The organism is Arcobacter sp. ISO1 (assembly GCF_058105185.1).
Map to the genome: position 1 here is coordinate 2,583,125 of NZ_CM176573.1, position 18,958 is coordinate 2,602,082.

General features: G+C 27.8%; 18 protein-coding genes. 1 reads left to right on the forward strand and 17 read right to left on the reverse strand.

Annotation, left to right across the window (positions count from 1 at the left end):
• Positions 1-36: 36 nt before the first annotated feature.
• The 8 genes from AC2TY9_RS12785 to AC2TY9_RS12820 all read right to left on the reverse strand — a co-directional run bounded on the left by AC2TY9_RS12785 (position 37) and on the right by AC2TY9_RS12820 (position 13,037).
• Positions 37-921: an ORF6N domain-containing protein gene (locus tag AC2TY9_RS12785; RefSeq protein ID WP_489777897.1), complete on the reverse strand. Its 885-nt coding sequence runs from the start codon at positions 919-921 to the stop codon at positions 37-39.
• 182 nt (positions 922-1,103) lie between these two features.
• On the reverse strand, positions 1,104-3,794 hold the full coding sequence (locus AC2TY9_RS12790; RefSeq protein ID WP_489777898.1) for an AAA domain-containing protein: 2,691 nt from the start codon (positions 3,792-3,794) through the stop codon (positions 1,104-1,106).
• Positions 3,795-3,958: 164 nt separating this feature from the next.
• Positions 3,959-4,696 (reverse strand): TatD family hydrolase, encoded by a 738-nt coding sequence (locus AC2TY9_RS12795; protein ID WP_489777899.1) that lies wholly within the window; start codon positions 4,694-4,696, stop codon positions 3,959-3,961.
• On the reverse strand, positions 4,693-6,033 hold the full coding sequence (gene qatC, locus AC2TY9_RS12800; RefSeq protein WP_489777900.1) for a Qat anti-phage system QueC-like protein QatC: 1,341 nt from the start codon (positions 6,031-6,033) through the stop codon (positions 4,693-4,695). The genes AC2TY9_RS12795 and qatC overlap by 4 nt, the downstream gene beginning before the upstream one ends.
• Positions 6,026-6,790: a hypothetical protein gene (locus AC2TY9_RS12805; RefSeq protein ID WP_489777901.1), complete on the reverse strand. Its 765-nt coding sequence runs from the start codon at positions 6,788-6,790 to the stop codon at positions 6,026-6,028. The genes qatC and AC2TY9_RS12805 overlap by 8 nt, the downstream gene beginning before the upstream one ends.
• Position 6,791: 1 nt before the next feature.
• Complete coding sequence (locus AC2TY9_RS12810) at positions 6,792-8,666, reverse strand: KAP family P-loop NTPase fold protein (protein WP_489777902.1); 1,875 nt, start codon at positions 8,664-8,666, stop codon at positions 6,792-6,794.
• 10 nt (positions 8,667-8,676) lie between these two features.
• Positions 8,677-11,838: an AAA family ATPase gene (locus AC2TY9_RS12815; protein WP_489777903.1), complete on the reverse strand. Its 3,162-nt coding sequence runs from the start codon at positions 11,836-11,838 to the stop codon at positions 8,677-8,679.
• Positions 11,838-13,037 (reverse strand): exonuclease SbcCD subunit D C-terminal domain-containing protein, encoded by a 1,200-nt coding sequence (locus AC2TY9_RS12820; protein WP_489777904.1) that lies wholly within the window; start codon positions 13,035-13,037, stop codon positions 11,838-11,840. The genes AC2TY9_RS12815 and AC2TY9_RS12820 overlap by 1 nt, the downstream gene beginning before the upstream one ends.
• A gap of 192 nt (positions 13,038-13,229) precedes the next feature.
• Here AC2TY9_RS12820 and AC2TY9_RS12825 point away from each other — a divergent pair, with 192 nt between their 5' ends.
• On the forward strand, positions 13,230-13,622 hold the full coding sequence (locus AC2TY9_RS12825) for a hypothetical protein (RefSeq protein WP_489777905.1): 393 nt from the start codon (positions 13,230-13,232) through the stop codon (positions 13,620-13,622).
• 284 nt (positions 13,623-13,906) lie between these two features.
• On the opposite strand, the gene AC2TY9_RS12830 is transcribed toward AC2TY9_RS12825, so the two are convergent.
• The 9 genes from AC2TY9_RS12830 to AC2TY9_RS12870 form a co-directional block, all read right to left on the reverse strand.
• The gene (locus AC2TY9_RS12830) at positions 13,907-14,125 is read right to left on the reverse strand and encodes a hypothetical protein (protein WP_489777906.1); all 219 of its coding nucleotides are present in this window, start codon (positions 14,123-14,125) and stop codon (positions 13,907-13,909) included.
• Positions 14,125-16,236, reverse strand: coding sequence for a heavy metal translocating P-type ATPase (locus AC2TY9_RS12835; RefSeq protein WP_489777907.1), 2,112 nt, complete (start codon positions 16,234-16,236; stop codon positions 14,125-14,127). Before AC2TY9_RS12835 ends, AC2TY9_RS12830 begins: the two co-directional genes overlap by 1 nt.
• A 20-nt stretch (positions 16,237-16,256) precedes the next feature.
• Complete coding sequence (locus AC2TY9_RS12840; RefSeq protein ID WP_489777909.1) at positions 16,257-16,625, reverse strand: YtxH domain-containing protein; 369 nt, start codon at positions 16,623-16,625, stop codon at positions 16,257-16,259.
• Positions 16,618-16,992 carry a magnetosome protein MamC family protein gene (locus AC2TY9_RS12845; protein ID WP_489777911.1) on the reverse strand — a complete coding sequence of 125 codons (375 nt, stop codon included), beginning with the start codon at positions 16,990-16,992 and terminating at the stop codon, positions 16,618-16,620. The genes AC2TY9_RS12840 and AC2TY9_RS12845 overlap by 8 nt, the downstream gene beginning before the upstream one ends.
• Before the next feature lie 2 nt (positions 16,993-16,994).
• Positions 16,995-17,240 carry a hypothetical protein gene (locus AC2TY9_RS12850; RefSeq protein WP_489777912.1) on the reverse strand — a complete coding sequence of 82 codons (246 nt, stop codon included), beginning with the start codon at positions 17,238-17,240 and terminating at the stop codon, positions 16,995-16,997.
• 3 nt (positions 17,241-17,243) lie between these two features.
• Entirely contained in the window at positions 17,244-17,930 is a 687-nt protein-coding gene (locus tag AC2TY9_RS12855; RefSeq protein ID WP_489777913.1) for a ferritin-like domain-containing protein, read from the reverse strand.
• Position 17,931: 1 nt separating this feature from the next.
• A complete protein-coding gene (locus AC2TY9_RS12860; protein WP_489777914.1) occupies positions 17,932-18,246 on the reverse strand; it encodes a hypothetical protein in 315 nt (104 codons plus the stop codon).
• 93 nt (positions 18,247-18,339) lie between these two features.
• Positions 18,340-18,789 carry a Fur family transcriptional regulator gene (locus tag AC2TY9_RS12865; protein ID WP_489777915.1) on the reverse strand — a complete coding sequence of 150 codons (450 nt, stop codon included), beginning with the start codon at positions 18,787-18,789 and terminating at the stop codon, positions 18,340-18,342.
• Positions 18,789-18,923, reverse strand: coding sequence for a hypothetical protein (locus AC2TY9_RS12870; protein ID WP_489777916.1), 135 nt, complete (start codon positions 18,921-18,923; stop codon positions 18,789-18,791). Before AC2TY9_RS12870 ends, AC2TY9_RS12865 begins: the two co-directional genes overlap by 1 nt.
• Positions 18,924-18,958: the final 35 nt, after the last annotated feature.

An 18,958-nucleotide genomic window follows, 5' to 3' on the forward strand; every position in this document is an offset into this window, starting at 1 on the left:
CCTTTAGTTTTTTATAATTTGTGTTATAATCATACTTTAAATTCCTACTGAACGACAGTTATCCAACTTTTCTAAAACATCAAAACTTTTTAAATCCATCTTTGAAAAAGCAAACCACTTTTTACCCAAGTCTTTCAAACTAGCTCCTATATGGTAAAACTCTTTATCATCAATTATCAAAAATCTATCATGTGAATTTTCAAACTTTTTTATCTCTATTTTTTTATATTGTGAATTGTATTTTTTAAGGTCTAAGCTTAGTTGTTTTGATATGCTTTTTGTATGTATGATTACATCTACATTTTGATTTTTTGAAAATAATGTTAAAACACTATCATCCACATAATTGTCTATAAGTATTATTTTACTTTTTGCACTTCTTATCAAATCAGATACAAAAGTATAAGCAGCAAACATTTGTCCATCGTAAAATATTCCTTGCTTTGGTTTTAGAGATTTATTCTCAAGAGCATCAAAAAGTTCTTCAAACCTTTCATCATTTGACATCTGTTTCTTTTCTAGATTATCCAATCTTTGGTAAAGTAAATTATTAGTTGAAATGACTTTTCTCATATTTACAAAACTATTTATGATTTTTATACTTATATCTATAGCAACTTTACTTTTTAAAACAGCACTTAACATAGAAACACCTTGTTCTGTGAATGCATAGGGATTCGAACTAGAGTGCTTCAAGGTATTGAACCGGTCACAAATTGTGACCAGTTCATCTTTTTCTATCTCTGTTAATTGAAATCTAAAGTTTTCAGGAAATCTTGCAATATTTCTTTTTACTGCTTGATTAAATACTTTTGTTTCTATACCATAAAGTTTAGCTAAGTCTCTATCAAACATAACTTGCATATCTCTGACGGTGTATATTTTATTTTTTATATCCTCATCAATTACTAATTCATTCATCTTATAGTCCTCATTTGACTTATTTTAATGATTTTTATATAATCTTGTCACGGCGCCCAGTAAGACTTAAACCTTTGAGTTTAAGCTTGGGTTTTTTTATGCCTAAAAAATCATTAAAATGATAACATTAAAAAATATTTTTGTTTTAAAATATTGCATTTTGTAATTATCTTTCTATCTATTCATAACAAATTAATCAAACATTTTTTTAATCTTTTTTCTTCTTCACTATCATTGGTTTTAAACCTCATAATGGCTATTTCACTTTTATTTAGAATAGAGTCTTTTATTCTATCTCTTTCTAATTGTTCATGATTATTTTCATGATATTCATACCCATCAACTTCTATAGCTAGTACAATGCTATTATTAATCTTATTATAAATTACAAAGTCAATGTGTGAGTTAGGATTAAGAACAAATTTCTGTTCTCTTTCAGTCAGTATATTTAAATTTCTAATTATTCTATTTAATGGTATATGAATAACTCTAGTTAAGTGAGAGAATATCTCTTCACTTAATATTTGTTCAATAACAATATTCATTAAATTTTCTGATTTATGCTCGCTCAAACTTTTATATTTTAGTAAATATTTTTCTAAGTATGGGGAATAACTTTGATATAATAAATCAAAAATTGAATATATTTTACTTTCTTTTATATCTAAGTTGTTATATTTAATATAATTTACTAAATCTTTCATATTTTTATTTTTTTCTCTATCAGAGACAACAACAAAAAGCTTATCAATTGCTCTTGAAATAGCGACATTTAGAAGATTTTCATTATCAACAAAGTCATTTTCTTTATCTACGACAGTTGATAAAATCATTATATTTTTTTCTCTGCCTTGATATTTATGAACTGTATCTATAACAATCTCTTCATCATTTTCAAATAAATCATTTAATTTAGAAACTTGTTTTCTAAAAGGTGATGCAATCCCTATATTTATTCTGTCTATATTTGGTAATATCTCTTTTTCAATTACATCTATCTGACGTTGATTATATGTCCCTCTTGCATGATTACCTTCAACTGTATTATATAAAGTAAGAGGAATATCTTCATCATTTTGTTTTGTTAGAACTATTAACTCATTATTATAAAACTTTTTATTACAAAACCCTATAATTCTAGGATGACACCTATAATGCTCTCTTAACAATGTTTTAGGAATATCTTTATAAATTTTTGAAATAGAAGATAATAAACTTTCTTCATAATTATAAGGATTGCCAACTTTGTAGTTATTATATATATTATTAACGATTTCTTTTGTCTCATCTTTTATTACATGAGGTAATTGCTTTAAATCTCCAACAACTACAACATTTTTTGCACAAGACAATGCTAATGAACCAGCTACAATATCTACTTGTGAAGCTTCATCAATAATCAAATAATCATATAACTTTCCATTGGCTATACAGTTTCTTAAGGAGTGTGTTGTACTTAAAACAACAGGATACTCTTCAATAAAGTTATCAAACTTATCACTTTTCCATAAAATATCATCTTTAAAGTTATCTCTTTGGGTTTTAAAACCATATTTATTTGATAAGAAAGCTTTAAATAAAAGCATTGATTTTTCACTAAATGATTTCATACTATTATCAAAATCAAAGTCTTTTAAATTAGCTTCTAGTTTTTTTATCTGTTTTAATACCTCTTTTTCTTTTTGTATATAAAAATACCTTTGTAAAAGTAAAATAATAGAATCTATGGAGTTCTTATATAATGAAGTTAAAAGAATTCGATATTTTATTAAAATTTTAAATTTAAATAAAAATGATATTTTCTTATTTAATTTTTGTCTTTTCTCAAAATCAGCCCACAATGACAAAATATTTTCTGTATTAAATCTATTAAATTTATGATAACTATCTATTTTATCTTCTCTTTTTTCATATAAATCTAAAAAATGGTTTTTTTCTACTTCAAGTTCCATTTGAAGCTGTTTTAATTTTGATAATTCATTATTCTGTTCTAACATCACTTTTAAAGATTCTATTTCATCAATTATTGTTTCTGCAACATTATTTAAATCTATATCTTTTTTATTTTTTATAAACTCTGGATATTTTGTATTTTGATTTGAAAAAAATTCTTCTTTATTATCTTTATTTCCTAAAAAAGCAGAGATAAAAGACAAATCATATTTTTCTAATTTTTCAAATACATTTTTCGTAGCGGCATTATTATTCGATACTATTGCTATAGTTTTATTTCTCATAATAAGATTTGCAATAATATTAAGGATAGTTTGAGTCTTTCCTGTACCAGGTGGACCTTCTATCACACTTATTTGATTTAACAAAGCTTTTTGAACAGCTTTTTCTTGACTTAGATTAAAACCAAAAGGAAATATTACACTTTCTTTATTTTCATTAGTATCTATTTCTGAAGCATTTAGATATTTAGATAAAACACTTTTTTCACTAATAAATGTCATTTTATCATAGCTATTAAATAAAAAATCATTTTCTTCATCAACACTTTTTGATAATTCTTTTAGATACTCTAAAATGTTTTTTGAATTTTTATTTGTCAAGCAATTTTTTTCAAAAGTTAAACGAGAAGATTTATAAGTATTTTTTCTTCCATTTTGATAAAAAATCCTAAAATATAGCTTGAAACTTTGAATTTTAATTATATTTGAAAGGAGTTTCCCATCTAAATGCAATATATAATCAGATGGGTTTAATTCTTCTAATAATTCAAGTTGTAATACTCTATCTTTTTTATATTTATAAACTGTATCATTAGTTATAAATTTAATATTTACATAATCACTTTGAAAATCTAGTTGCTCTATATCTTCTGTTTTATCTTTATTATCTATAAGTATTAAATATCTGTTTTTATCCATTATTTCTCAATATATCATTCATTATTTTTTTTACATACTCCTATTTAAATGTAACCTATGCTTGTTCATCTGGTGGTGTTAAAACACTTGGCTTGTATTTTTTAAGCCAAAGTGCTTTGGGGCATTGGATGCCTTTTGTGTAGAGGGATTTTGAGAGAGACATTTTAAAATAATTTATCATAAGAATTTTGTAAATTAAAAAAGTTTCTTAATATAATATTTCTTACTTCATCTAATGATAGATTCCATAATTCACTTAAATAATAATAAACATTTAAATTTTTATAGGGTAAATCATTAATAAAAGGTGCATCTGTTTCAACTAATATTTTATTTTTAGGGAGTTTTAAAATAATATTTTGTCCCTTTTTACTTTTACACATATTACTATTAATCGAAAAATAATATCCATTATCTAAGATTTTATTTAGTGTACCAATTTTTCCACTATACCAATGAAAAATAGCTTTTTTAATATCATATTGAATTAGCATCTTAAGAACTTCATCTTCTGCTTGAGCACTATGTAAATTCAGGATTTTATTTTGATTTCTTACATTTTCTAAAATAAATTCAAAGACTTCAATCTGTTCTTCTTTTGATTTGCTAGCTCTTTTAGAAAAATCTAAACCAACTTCTCCAATAAATTTTGTTTTATCAATATTTCTCAAAAAAAGTTTTTTTTCTTTTTTTAAATCATAATCACTTTCTAAACAATGAAAACCTAAAGATGGATATATATATTTAAGTTGTTTAACATACTCAAAAGTTTCATTAAATTGTGAAGGTAAAGTTGTCACATAAATTGTATGTGTTCTTGTTTTTTCACATTCTAATGCAATATCTCCTGCATTTTTAAAAAAATTTATATGACAATGTGTGTCTATTAAATTATTAATCAAGTTAAAAGTCTTTTTATTTCCGTTGAAGCATTATCTTCAATATATTTTCTAAGTTCATTATATCCACGATATAACATTTGAGCAATTTCCTTTTTATTTTCAGTACTTGCAACAAGTAATATTTCTCTTTCATATTTTTTGATATCATATTTTTTATTTAAAAAATTAATAAGTGCAAATATGTCTGTAGCTATTTTACTCGTAGTATCTAGTTTCAATTCTATAGCATTTAAATCAACACCATATCTCTCTATTATAGCTAAATTATTATAACGATATATAGAAGCTCGTCTTATTAAACAAGGTATACAATAGCCACAATTGTTTATTCCAACTTTCCTAGTCCAAGGTCCTCTTCTTTTATAATGAGAGCATGATATAGTTTTGTTTATTAAAAGATTTAATAAGTTTTTATCAAGACATTCATCTAACATCTCACCTTTTGTTTTATATTGATATGGATTTACAATACTAATATTAATACCAATTTGAAAAATGAATTGTTCTAACTTTTTAATAAAATAGGGATGAGTTGTTCTAGTACTATTTGATGATGTTCTTGATTCATTTAAAGGAAGGTTTATACTAATTAATCCATTTTCGGGTAAAACTATTTTATTTACATTAAAATTTATTGCATGAAATAAAGCAAAACCTAAAAACAATATAGACCTTGCTCTTTGATTGGAATCTGCACTATAAAATAAATTTTTTGATGGATATACATGAAATTGTGATAAATATAATTTTTTGTCATTTACACTTGTTTCTAGTTCTTCAAAAATATTTTCCTGTTCACCATCAATAGCTCCTGCACCATCAAAGTGAGAAACAAATAAAATATCATTGTCACTATTAATTAAATTAATTGCACCAGCTAATGAATCTAATCCACCAGAAAGCAAACATACTTTTTCAATATTTATATCTTCTTCTAATTCAAGTTCATCATTACAAAAATACTTATTCCCTAATTGATAAAATTCTATATTCCATTCATCTCCTGTTAAAAAATTTAAAGCATCAATAATTGCATTGCTATTACTATTCCAAACTAAGGGATCCGATACTGGGATTTTAACATTTATTTCTCTTAACCAATTGTCAACTGCAATTTCATTTCTAGGTAATAAATTATCAACTAAATGAATATATACAGAAAAAAACCATATATCTAAACTTTTTTGTTCTGGTATTAGTTTTAAACTTTTAAATAGCTGTTTAGTGTTTATTATTACGTCACTTGATACATTTGTATCAACATCTTTAATTGCCATATTTAATAAACCATTTATATCTCTAGAACCGTTTTTTATGTAAACTTCTAAATTAGTCATTATAAACCTCCAGTTGTTCAAGTATTTCTTGTAAAATGGCTTGAACAAAATCTTCTCCTGCACTAGAATTAAAATCAATATCGGTAAGCTTATTATCACATTGGTAAGTCTTAAGTCTTATATTTATATAATTTTCAATATCTCTCATTATTTTAAGAGCTATATCATTATCATAACGTTGAATATCATATTCATCTAGATTACGTTCAAATCTTTTAAAAATATATTTTTCATAAAAGCTACATAAAATATTTTCTGTCTCAATTGAAGTTAATATTTTACTTTCTAAATCTTCAATATTTTCAACTCCTAAAAATAAGTCATCTATAACTTCAGACATTGCTTTATTTGCAGCATTTGCATCATCACTATTAGTAGTTTCAGAAAATATTTCAATTAACTTATCTTCAATCTCATCTATTGTTAGATTAGAAAAGTCAATTTCGAGTTTTTCGAAACTTGATTGTAAGCCACTTGTGCCTACAGACCAAAAAAAACCTCCAAGTTTTGAAGCGGTTAATCTTCCTACTTTTGAACTAAATGTTGTTCGTCCACCACTTTTACTAGATCTAGATGCACTGGAGAATCCCCTCGAACCACCTATTGCTGTTACAAAATCACTAACAACTTTGCTTGTTAATTCTTGTTTCTTTTCTTGGTCACTAATATCAATATTATTTGCTAAATCAGTTATATCTGATTTTAGGGGGCTCCAATCTCCATTTGATGGTGGTATTTGTCCTTTTGAGGTTCCCATATTAATCCTTTATTTCTTTTTTTGCTGTTTTTTGAAGTATAGAAGCTTGTTTTTCGGAAAAGCTTAATATTAAAGAATCAACAGCAGATAAATATTTTTTATATTTTGTTTTTATATATTTTAAAATACTAATAACTACTCGCTCTCCTTTAATTAAAGAAAAATTAATCTCACTAAATATAGTAATTGTTTCATTTGCAAAATATTCATTTTCAATTTTTTCCACAAATTCAAATATAGAAATAATCAAATCGCTTGTTTTTGATGGATTATTATAAAGCTCAGTCTTTAACAAATTAAATACTTCAAGATGAATTTCTTCATCAAGTTTATTTAATTCTACAAAACCTAAAGAACGCTTGTGTTTATCATTATCTATAATTGACGCATATATTTTTTGAACTATAGGACTAACCATATGAATATTAGATAATGTTGAGTCTGTTTTATCTCGTACTAACCAAAAATAATTTCTTAAGTCAATTTCACCAATTCTTGGATTAATTTTTACCCAATTCTGAATTTGTGGAGTTTGCCATTCTTGGAAAGTATCTCCTAATGTATTTTCTTTATCATCAATAAAAATAGATTCTAATAACATTAATTCATTAATTAATCCTGTATCAGGTGATTGCAATTCATTTAATTTTTTAAATAATATAGGATTTAGATATTCTAATAACATTAATTTGACAAGTATAAAAATATCAATATTTAGATTTGCAACTTTTGCCAATTTTTGTCTTAGAATAAAAGTATTTAGAAATCTTTTTGTTTGTCTAGGATTACCTTTTAAAACATTTGTAATCATTTGACTCATAAAATGTGAAATATTTAATAGATTATTTAATTCTGGTTTCTCATCTAAAGATACAATATCTTGAATATTCCCAAATGAAAATGGACTATAAAAATCAGAAATTCTAAACTCTAAATATTTCTCATATACTTTTTTAAAATCTTCTTCATTTAATGAACTAGAACTAAATAGAAGGTTATTATAACTTTCTATTTCAGAGGGTGATAACTTAGGTATTCTATATGGTATTTGAATAAGTTTCTCAATATAATCTGTTACTATTTGTTGAGTATCTTGCAAATAGTCAGAATCTTTATTAAATGTTTGTAACTGTAAATGCATTGAAATTGAATGTTTAATTATTCTCTCATCAGCACCAATTATAAACGCAGTATTTGGTACTGATAGAAATAGTTTTATTGCCTCAAGAGTTTCAATCACTCTTTCAGGCATACATCTATCTAAATCATCTACAAATATAACCACACTATCATAATCAGTTGCCGTAATTAATTCTTGAAAATCTTTTCTAAATGTTTTAATTGAATTTTTTGTTACATCATTCTGCTCTTTTTTTATATAATCATTTAATCCAGAGACATCAGCCGTTGATATTTGAGATAATTTAGTCGTCAATGAATTTATACCAATTTCAATTGCAGTACCTACTCCACCTGTTGATACAATATCAAAAATATTTTTACCGTATTTACTAATACCATCTTTTGCAAGTTTCATATAGTCTACTCTTGAAATTAAACTTAAAACTTTTTTCTTAGCAGTTTCACTTAAAGTTTCATTTTTAGATAGTTCCAATAATATATTTTCAAGTAAAGAAATTTTTGCATCTTCATAACTCTCAAATAACCAACTGTTGAAATATATTGTTAATATTTTTGGTTCGTCTTTTAGTTTTAGTTCAAGCATTTTCATAATACTTGATTTACCACTTCCCCAGTCACCAAATACACCAATTGTAAGGGGTAAAAGCTTTGGACTTGTTACATACTCTTTTATTAAATTACAATGAATATCATAATTTAAAAAATCTTCTGTTGTTTCATTATCTGCCCACATTATTTTCCTTTTAATTTAAATCCAAACCACTAGTCCCATCACCCTTAGGCTCAACCTTTATCTGCAATGGAATTCTCTCTTTTAGTGCTTCCACATGAGAAATCACACCTACCATTTTTCCTGAACTTTGTAACTGATTTAGTGCATTTAGTGCTAGTTCTAGGCTATCACTATCTAGAGTTCCAAACCCTTCATCTAGGAAAAGTGAGTCTATACTTATCTTTTGGCTTGCTAGACTTGAAAGTCCTAAGGCTAAAGAGAGACTTACTATGAAGCTTTCTCCCCCTGATAGTGTGTTTACACCTCTTATTGCATCACCTTGGAAGCCATCTATTATCTCTATATCTAAGAGTTTGTTTGATTCTGTGTTTCTTTGTAGTTCGTATCTTGGGCTTAGTATTTCTAAGTGCTTGTTTGCTAGGTAGATTAGTTGGTCTAGTGTGATACCTTGGGCAAATTTGGCGAACTTGTCCCCTTGGCTTGAACCTATCATATCATTTAGTTTTACCCATACTTGGAAGGCTTGTTTTTTCTTTTCAAGTTGTTTGATTTTGTCTTCTGATTTTTTTATATTTTGGGTATTTATCTCTAACTCTTTTGAGATACTTCCTATGGTTTCTTGAAGTTGGTCTATTGTGCTTTGTAGGTTTTGTAACTCTTTGTTTATATCATCTTTGTTTTGATTTGTAGGGTTTATCTCTTTTTCTAAGAGTTTGTGTTCCTTTAGTTTTTTGTTTGTGTCTGCTTTTAGAGTTTGTATTTGTGTGTATTTCTCTTCTATGGTTTTGCATAGATTTGTTAAGCTTTCAAACTCTTCTTTTGGTAAGTTTGCTTTTTCAAACTCCTCTTGTGAACTAAAGCCATACTCTACTAAAGCTTTTTCAAACTTCTCTTTTATGAGTTCTAGGTTTTGTTTGTCATCTTCTTGTTTTTTGTTTAGTTGGATTATCTGTTTTGATAGGGACTCATCTTTTGATTTTAGGCTTGAAAGATGGTTTTGCAAACTATTAAAGTGCTTTGAAACAGTGTCTAAACTCTCTTGGATATTTTTCTCAAAAAGGTCTAAATCTTCTATATCTAAGATATTTTTACTTTGGGTTTGAAGCTTTGTTATCTCTTCTTTTAGTTTTGATTGTTCCTCTTTTAACTCTTTTATTGTTTTTATGCTTGTGTTTATCTGCTGTTGCTTTTGCAGCTCTATATTTACAGATGATTGTAGAGACTCTTTTTTTGCTTGTAAAGACTCTTTTTGCTCTCTTAAAGTTACATACTCTTTTAACTCATTTTCGCAAAATTGCATTTGCTCTTGTAGTGTGGCTTTTGAGTCTTCTTGTACTTTGAAATCACTTGTTTTAAAGAACTCTTCTATTTGCTCTTTTGTAGTTTGTTGTTTTTGTATTTCTAGGTTTGAGCTTTCAAGTTTTGAGCTGAGTTTGGCTAGGTTTATTTGAGAGTTGTGTAGTTCGCTATTTTGCTCTTGTAAATAGCTTTCTTGCTCTTTTATTTTGGCTAGTGTTTGGCTTATCTCTGTATCTATATTTAAAGAGTGGTTTATATATGGATGCTCTTTCGAGCCACATAAAAAGCACTCTTGTCCATCTTTTAGTTTGGCTCTGTCTTGCTCGTAGTTTTTGATAAGAAGCTCTTTTTCTCTTGTTTGTTTTAGTGAGTTTAGAGTTTCGTTTATTTGGTTTATTAGTTTTGTTTTTTCTTGGTTTAGTTTTGTTTGTGTTTCTATTTGTGTATTGTATTCTTTTATCTTGTTTTGCTCTTGTGTTATTTGCTCTTGTAGTGTTTCATAATCACTTAGGGCTTTTAGAAGAGCTTCTATCTCTTTTAGTTTTGCTCTTGTGTTTTGCTCTTTTTGGGTTATATCTTTTGTTTGGGTTTCTAGTACTTTGTATTGTTCTATTAGTGTTTCTAACTGCTCTTTTTTTGTGTCTAGATTTGATGAGAAGTTTTTGTATAGATTGTCTATCTGTGATTCGTCATTTATTAGTGTTTCAAAAGCTATCTCAAAATACTTTGCCAACTCTTGTAGGTGTTGTGAGATTTTTTTACTTTTTTCTACATATAAAGAGTTTTTACCATCACTTTGTGTTTTTATAGTTCTTAACTCTTTTAGTTTTTTGTAGTTTTCGTTGTATGTTGTTTGCTCTTTTTCAAGGCTTTGTTTAGCGAGTTTGAATTCTTGCTCTTTTGTTTGGATTTGTTCTTTTAACTCTTTGTCTTCTTTTTGCAAAGATTCTAAGCTTTGTTTATCATTTGTGATTGTATTTGTTAGTTGGTTTTTCTCTTGGTTTAGGGCTTGTATTCTTATGGCTTTGTTTGCAAGTTCTAGTTTTGTAAACTGCTCTTTGTTGTCCTCTTTTTCTTTGCTTATTTGCTCAAACTCTTGGTTGTATTTTTGGCTATCTGCTTCTAGTTTAGTTAGAGTTTCTAGGTAGTTTGATAGTTTTTTTAGTTCACTCTCTTTTTTATCTAATTCTTGTTTTTCTTTTTTGTTTGTTTCTAGTTGTTTTGTTTTTTCTTCTACTATGTTTGGCTCTAGTAGTTCTATACTTCCTAGTGCTATCTCATCTGCTTCTATCTCTTTTTTCTTGTGTGAGTATGTCTCATAGATACTTTGTGAGATCTGTTTATAGATATATGTTCCCGTAATCTTTTCTAGTAGGTTTGAACGCTCGTTTTCTTTGGCTTTTAAAAAGGCATCAAAACTTCCTTGGGCTAACATCATAGATTGAACAAATCTATCAAAATCAAGCCCTGATATCTCTTCTACTACCTTTGGCACTTTTGAAAGATATGATTCTAGTATTTTGTTTGTGTCTAGTTCTACTATCTCCATCTTTGCAGATTGGAAGTTTCCATTTGGATTTTTTCTTGCTCTTTTTTGCGCCCAAGAGCTTCTGTAAACTTTGCCTTTTATTTCAAACTCCACTTCACATAAACACTCACCTGTGTGTCTACTCATCAGATCATTTGGGTTTGTTAGTCTGGCTGTTCTTCCATATAAAGCACAAGTGATTACATCTAGGATTGTACTTTTCCCTGCTCCTGTTGGTCCTGTTATGGCAAAAAGAGATTCATCTTTTAAAAATGCTTGAAAGTCTATTTCAAACTCACCTTTTAGGGAGTTTATATTTAGTAGTTTTACTTTTAGTATCTTCATTAGACCTGCTCACTTTTTGGCTCTTCATGAAGATTTGAAACTACTTCATTAAAAGTTTGTGATAATTGCTCTTTAAACTCTTTGTTTTCTATCTCTTCTAAGTCTAATCTTTTTTCAAAAACCTCTTGAACACTTAGTTCATCTAGGCTTATAGCTTTTAACTCTTTTGCTCTTAGTTGCTTTTCGCTTTTTTCTATTTTAACGGCTAAGATTATTAGCTCTAATTTTGTAGCTAGTTCTCTTATCTCAGTGTTTGCAAACATTGGATTATCATCTTTTATATGAACTTCTATCCATGTTGTTTTATCTTCGATAACTTTTAGCTCTTTTTTGATAATTTCAAGATTACCTTTGATAACTTGAAGCTTTCTTTTTAAAGGGATTTCTAACTCTTCTACTTTTACATCTTTTTCTATAGTTACTAAGTTTACTTTTTGCGTATTTTTTGATTCTGAAAAACTAAGAGGTATAGGAGAACCTGAGTATCTTACATGTTCATTTCCAACTCTTTGATTTATATGCAAGTGTCCTAAAGCTACATAGTCAAACATACTAGCCAAATAATCCCCACCAATATCAAGTGTTCCGCCTATATAGATATCTCTTTCACTTTCACTTGTACGACCGCCAACAGTTGTCAAGTGTCCCATAGCTATGATTGGAATGTTTGAGTCTATTTCTTTTGCTTTGTTGTAGGCTTTTTCATAATAAGCTTTGATACCATTGTTTGCAAGTTTTTCTTTGTCGCTTACAGTTTCTCCACCAAGTGATTGTCTTATGATACTATCTCTTAAAAATGGCACTGCACAAACTATTGCTTTAGTTACAGCACCTTCTTTTATAGGGATGATTATGTTTTCCTCTTCATCGCCATTTACTACTACATGTACATTTAGTGCTTCAAGAAGTTGCTTTGGTGCTTTTAGCGTGGAAACTGAATCGTGATTTCCAGCTGTTATAATTGTGGTGTTTAAACTATTTACTTGTGATAATTGTTTTAAAAAGTTGTAGTAAAGTTCAAGTGCATAGTTTGGTGGTGTTCCTGTATCAAAGATATCTCCTGATACAAGTAATACATCTATATTATTTTCTTTTATTGTATTTAAAAGCCAAGATAAAAAAGCCTCATGCTCTTCTAGTCTGCTTTTTCCCATAAAGTTTTGACCTAAGTGCCAATCTGATGTGTGTAATAATTTCAAAACAGCCCTATATATTTGATTTGCTTTAATTATATAATTAATATTATTAATAATTATAGAGTATATTTACTTTTATTCTAATATCAACTATTAAATTCTATGAAAAAATTAATTGATACTTGTTATCAATTTAATCCAATTGTAAGTTTTATTCATATAGAATTTGATAATTAATATCAGAAAGGATAATTTATGGTAGCAGCAATTGCATTAGCAGAATCAGCAATAGGAAGTGCAATTATAAGTTCCCTTGCAACTAAAACATTTGATTCTATAGTAACAACAAAATTTAAAAATAATAGTGATAAGAAAAAATGGATAAGAGAAAAAACACTTCATCTTTTTTCAGAACTTTCAAGTGAAGTATCTTCAATAAACTGTGACAATTTAAAAGAAAAGCAAAAAAATGTAAGAGATTTAACTTCTAAAATCAATCTTTTAACTGATGATAATAAATTAAAAACAATCCTTGAAAACTACTCTTTTATTTTAAATGAATATGAGTGCTATAATGATGATATAAACTTAGAACATTTAAATAATGAACTAATTAATGCATTAAAAAACAGTATGAAGAAGATGTAATTAAATTACATCTTCTTCATTTAATAAACTACTACAAAACCTAATAAACGATCCATTTTAAGCAATAGTTTTTGATTTTCTTTTTTTTCTTTTAATCATCTTTTTAGAAGTTTTATCGAATGTTTTAACTGTAATAGCAGCAGTTAGTACTGCACCAAGAGGTAATAAAAAAGCCATACTCTTCCTTTATTAATAATAATTATCAATAATTTTATCAAAAAAAACTTATATAAAACTGATATCTATTATCATAATCAAGAAACTTTAAAAAAAGAAACTTAAATTTAAGCTTCTTTTTTTTCTAGCTTTTCTACTTTATTTTTAGGTTTATCATAAAGTAATGTATGCCAAAGTGTAAAGCCACAAAATGCAACTCCTGCAACAATATGTGCTTTTTTTGCAGCTTTATTTTTCATAAATAATGAAGTTGCAACTGTAACGCCAAGTGTTGCTGTCATACCAATTTTTGCGCTTTCTCTTTGTAACTCTTTATCAAATTCCATTACTTTACCTTTACACCTTTTATTGAGTTTAATAATAGTCCAATAGTTGTTCCATTATGTAAAACTGCTGTTGCTACAGGAGAGAAAAACCCTAATGTTGCTCCACCTAAGATAACAGAGTTTATTCCTACTGTTGTATTGAAATTATTATTTATAAGTTTCATTGTATCATTTGCTAATTCTTTTGCTTCTACTACTGCTGCGATATCATCTTTTAATAAACTAACATCGGCAGTAGCTTTTGCAATATCTGCTCCCCTACTCATAGAAATACCCACATGCGCAGAGATAAGTGCTGGTGCATCATTTATTCCATCACCTACAAAGGCAACTTTTCTTCCCTCATCCATAAGCTCTTTTACAATTTTTGCTTTATCTGTTGGCATTAGTTCCGCTCTAACTTCATCGATTCCAAGTTCTCTTGCAATTAAATCAGCTTTTTGCTGAGTGTCACCAGTTAGCATTACAATATTTTTTACACCTAATTTTCTTAATTTTTTTAATGAGGCTTTAGTATTTGATCTTAAACTATCAATTAAACCAATAGTTCCTAGTAGTTTCCCATCATAACCAACATATAAAAGTGTTTTTCCATTTTGTAAACACTCTTCTATTTTATGTTTATGACTTCTAAAACTTATACCTTCATCATCTTCTAAAAAGTGTCTACTCCCAATAACAACTTGTTTACCTCTTACTTCTGTTTTAACTCCGTGGGCAACAATAAATTCCACTTCCTCATGGTGCATATGAACAAAACCTTTTTCCCTTGCTGCTTTTACAACAGCTTCAGCAACAGGATGAAAATAGTGTTCTTCAGCAGATGCAGTAAGGTTTAAAATATCTTCTTCAGTCCATTGTGAGCTAAAAGAGTTTACAGAAACAACTTCAAGTTCCCCTTCTGTTAAAGTTCCAGTTTTATCAAATACAAAAGTATCTGCACTATGTAAAGATTCTATAGATTTTGCACCTTTTATCATAATACCATTTTTGCCAGCTTTTGATATTGTTGATTTAAAAGCAACAGGAGTTGCAAGTTTTAAAGCACAAGAATAATCTGCTTGTAATACAGAAGCTACTCTTTCAAAATCACGACTTATTATATATGAAGTTGCAGCAAGTCCAAGTGTTACAGGGACAAGTTTATCAGCAAGTTTTGTTGCTTTTAACTGAACAGATGATTTTTCATTTAATGAGTTTTCTATATAGTGTTTTATTCTTTGTGTAGCTGTATCACCTCCAACATGTTCAGCCCAAATTCTAAGTCTACCATCTTCTACAATAGTCCCAGAAATAACCCTATCACCTCTAATTTTCATTACAGGCTCAGCCTCTCCCGTCATAGAAATTTGATTGATACTTGCATTTCCTTCTAGCACATGACCATCGACAGGAATTGTATTTCCAATTCCTACAACTACCACATCTCCCATTTTAATATCTTTACTTTTAATCAATATTTCAGTTATTTTTCCATCAACTTCTCTTTCTATCCATGCCTCTTCAACATTTGGTTTTGAAAGTTCTTTTAATAAATCATCACTTTTATGAACTGTAGTCTCTTCTATATATTCACCAAGTTCTAGCATTGCATTTGTAGAGTTTGCAGCTAAATAATCTTTTCTATAAATAGAAATACCAACAGCAGCACTTTCTAAAACTCTTGATGTAAATCCCTCTTCAAATAACTCTTTTATGCCATCTATTAAAATAGGATATGAAGTTCCTAAGGTAACAGCTAGTTTTGCCTTATCATTTTTCAATAATTGTTCAGTACCTAATGCAGCTGTTGCTAATGCAGTTCTTCTAAAACTAGGTTCTTCATCACTTATACAAGAGACACATATAGAAGCTATTTCATCACTAGAATTTGATAAGTCATCTATAGTTAAAGAAGATAATTTTTCTTCAATTTTTTCACATACCGATTCATCTTCAAAATTAAAAATTATACTGTATGCTTTTTTATTTATTCGTACACTTTCAACTCCAGAGATTTTCTCTAAATTTGATTTTAAAATATTTTCATCTAATGTTCTATCTGATAATAAAGAGTATCTATATCTTGCTCTCTTGGATGTAGTGTGTACTTTTTTAAGTTCATTTTTCATTAAAAATTCTTAATATTAAATTATTTATTTGCTTCCATTTTCGCTCTCGCGTCTTCATATCTCTCTTTCATCTCTTCCATACCAGCTTGAAAAAGTTCATTCCCTTTTGATACGGCTTTCATGATATTTTCTTGAGCACCTTTATTTGTTAAAAGATAAGTAACAGCAGCACCTATTAATGCACCCTTTACAAAATCTCCATTTGTAAATATAGAGCTTGGTTGTTGTGGAGTATTTACTAAGTCAGTAGCTATAGGGTTCATTGTATTTGGATTCATATTAACTTGATGGTTAATATAAGGATTTTGATTTAATCCTGTAGCATTTTGCATATTATCAAGATTTCTTGTTGCATCTATATTTGTATTATACATATTATTATTATTCATTAGTTTCCTTTTCAATTAATTCTGTTTCTTCATTTTCAATAGCAATAGATTCTTTTTCTTGTAATTTTTCATCAATTATTTCTATTGCATAAATTCCTGCCATCCCAATGCTTACAGCTGTCATAGCCTTTAAAAAACCACCCTTTTGACCTAAATAGTTAGCAGTTGCAATTGCTGCACCTGTAGCTACTGCTCCTTGTGATGTTTTTTTAACAGTATCTTTTAAAGCATCTTTTGCTTCAATTTTTTCTTCTTTTAATTTTTTATAATTAATTGTACCAGAGACAATTGCAGAAGCCACTGCTCCACTTACAATATGTCCTAGTACATTTCTTGGTTCACCTGTATTAACAGTTGGTTGATACATTATTATTCCTTAAGCTCTTTATTTTCTAAAGCTGCTTTTTCTTTTTTTTCTTTAATACATTCAGCTGTTGCATTAATTGTTTGTTTTGCATCTTCTACAGCTTCTTTCCCTTTTTCTAGAGAATCAGATGCTACATCTTTTGATTTCTTAAATAAATTATTTGCCGCATCTTTAATCTTATCTGATTTATTAAATGCTAAAACTGCTCCTACTCCTACTGCTAATCCTGCTACAAATGGTAATGCCATGATTTACTCCTTATCTTCTTTTTGTTTTTCCATATAGCTATTTAAAAAAGCTACTGTTGCCGTTCCAAAGGCTGCTCCGCTTATCATCGATATATTTAATTTTGAGAAAAGTTCAGTTATTTTACTTTGATCAACATTTCCTGACATAATATCTTCAAACATCCCTTGATATTCACCAAGTTTTTGCATAAGCTCTTCTTGGTTAAATCCTCCTGTACTATTTTGATGTGATGTATAATAAGTTATTACGCAATTTCTAAAAGCTGGCAAATGATTATTATAAGAAGCTGCTTGAAGTTTAAATAATACATTTTTTATATCATTTTCTTGTACATATTGAAGTAGATTGTCATACATTGCAATATTTTTAATCTCACTTGCAACACCTAACTCACAAGCTTCCACATAAGAATTTGGGACTTCAATCTTATCAGCCCAATCATTTGTTGGGACTTCAACCCCATATTTTTCTAAAAGAGGTATAAGCTCACTATAGTGTCTAGCTTCTGCTTCTCTAATATTTGTAAAGGGTTGCATATATCCAAACTTATTTATAATAGCTGTATATGCTTCATAAGCTTTAAATTCATCATAAACCGCAATTCTTAGAATTTGGTCTCTTATTTGTATATTATTATTTGGATCAACTCTTTGTGAAACTAAAAGTTGTTCATCAATATTTGATTCCAATTTACGCAACCTCCTTTGCTAGTTCATTTATAAGAACTGTAATTTCATCAAGGTTTTCATTTTTAATCAATTCTTCCCAAAGCTTTGGATCAAAAATATCAGGATCATACATAATAGTAACAGAACCTATAATTTTTTTTATAGTGATATTTTTAATACCATTTATTTTTTTAGGTAAAGTCTCTATATCTTCTATTGTAATATTTCCACCCTCGTTTTTTATTTTTGGGTTAACTCTTACTCTCAATCTACCTGGGGTATGAGCGATAATTGTAAAATATTTTGCAATATTTATAATGTCATCTGTTTTAATCAAAACTGATCCTTTTCATTTGTATTCTCACTTAGTAAAACTTAAGTACGACTTATTATAAAATCGTACTCATTATCAAAAAAGTCAATAAAAAATTTATTGACAATTTTCACAAAGTCCATATATAATCATGACGTGATTTTTTAGCGTATATCCATTATTTTCAGCAATTCTAATCTGTTTGAGTTCTATCACATCATCATAAAACTCAACTATTTTATGACAAGAAATACAGACTAAATGATCATGGTGTGCAGATAAATTAATTTCATATCTTTTTATACCATCTCCTACATCTAAACTCTCTACAATATTTAGTTCTTCAAAAAAATTTATAGTTCTATAAACTGTTGCTATCCCTACATTTACATTATATTTACTTTTTATTCTCATTGTTATCTGTTCAACGGATAGATGTTCATCGGAAAAAAAGAGTATTTTTAAAATATAATCTTTTTGAATTGAGTTTTTTAATCCTAATTTTGTAGCGTGAAGTTTAAAGTTCTTTAAATATGTATCAAAATCTATACCATATTTATTTTTCATTAGTTTATACCTTTAATTAAAACTAGCATAAAACTTACAAGTAAAACTAAAGTATATGGCTTCCACAAATTCTTTTTTATTTTCATATTCTGCTTAAAAAACATTGAGTTTTCTATACTATTTTTACTTTTCATTTAATAACCTTGATAATAACTATCATTATGATACT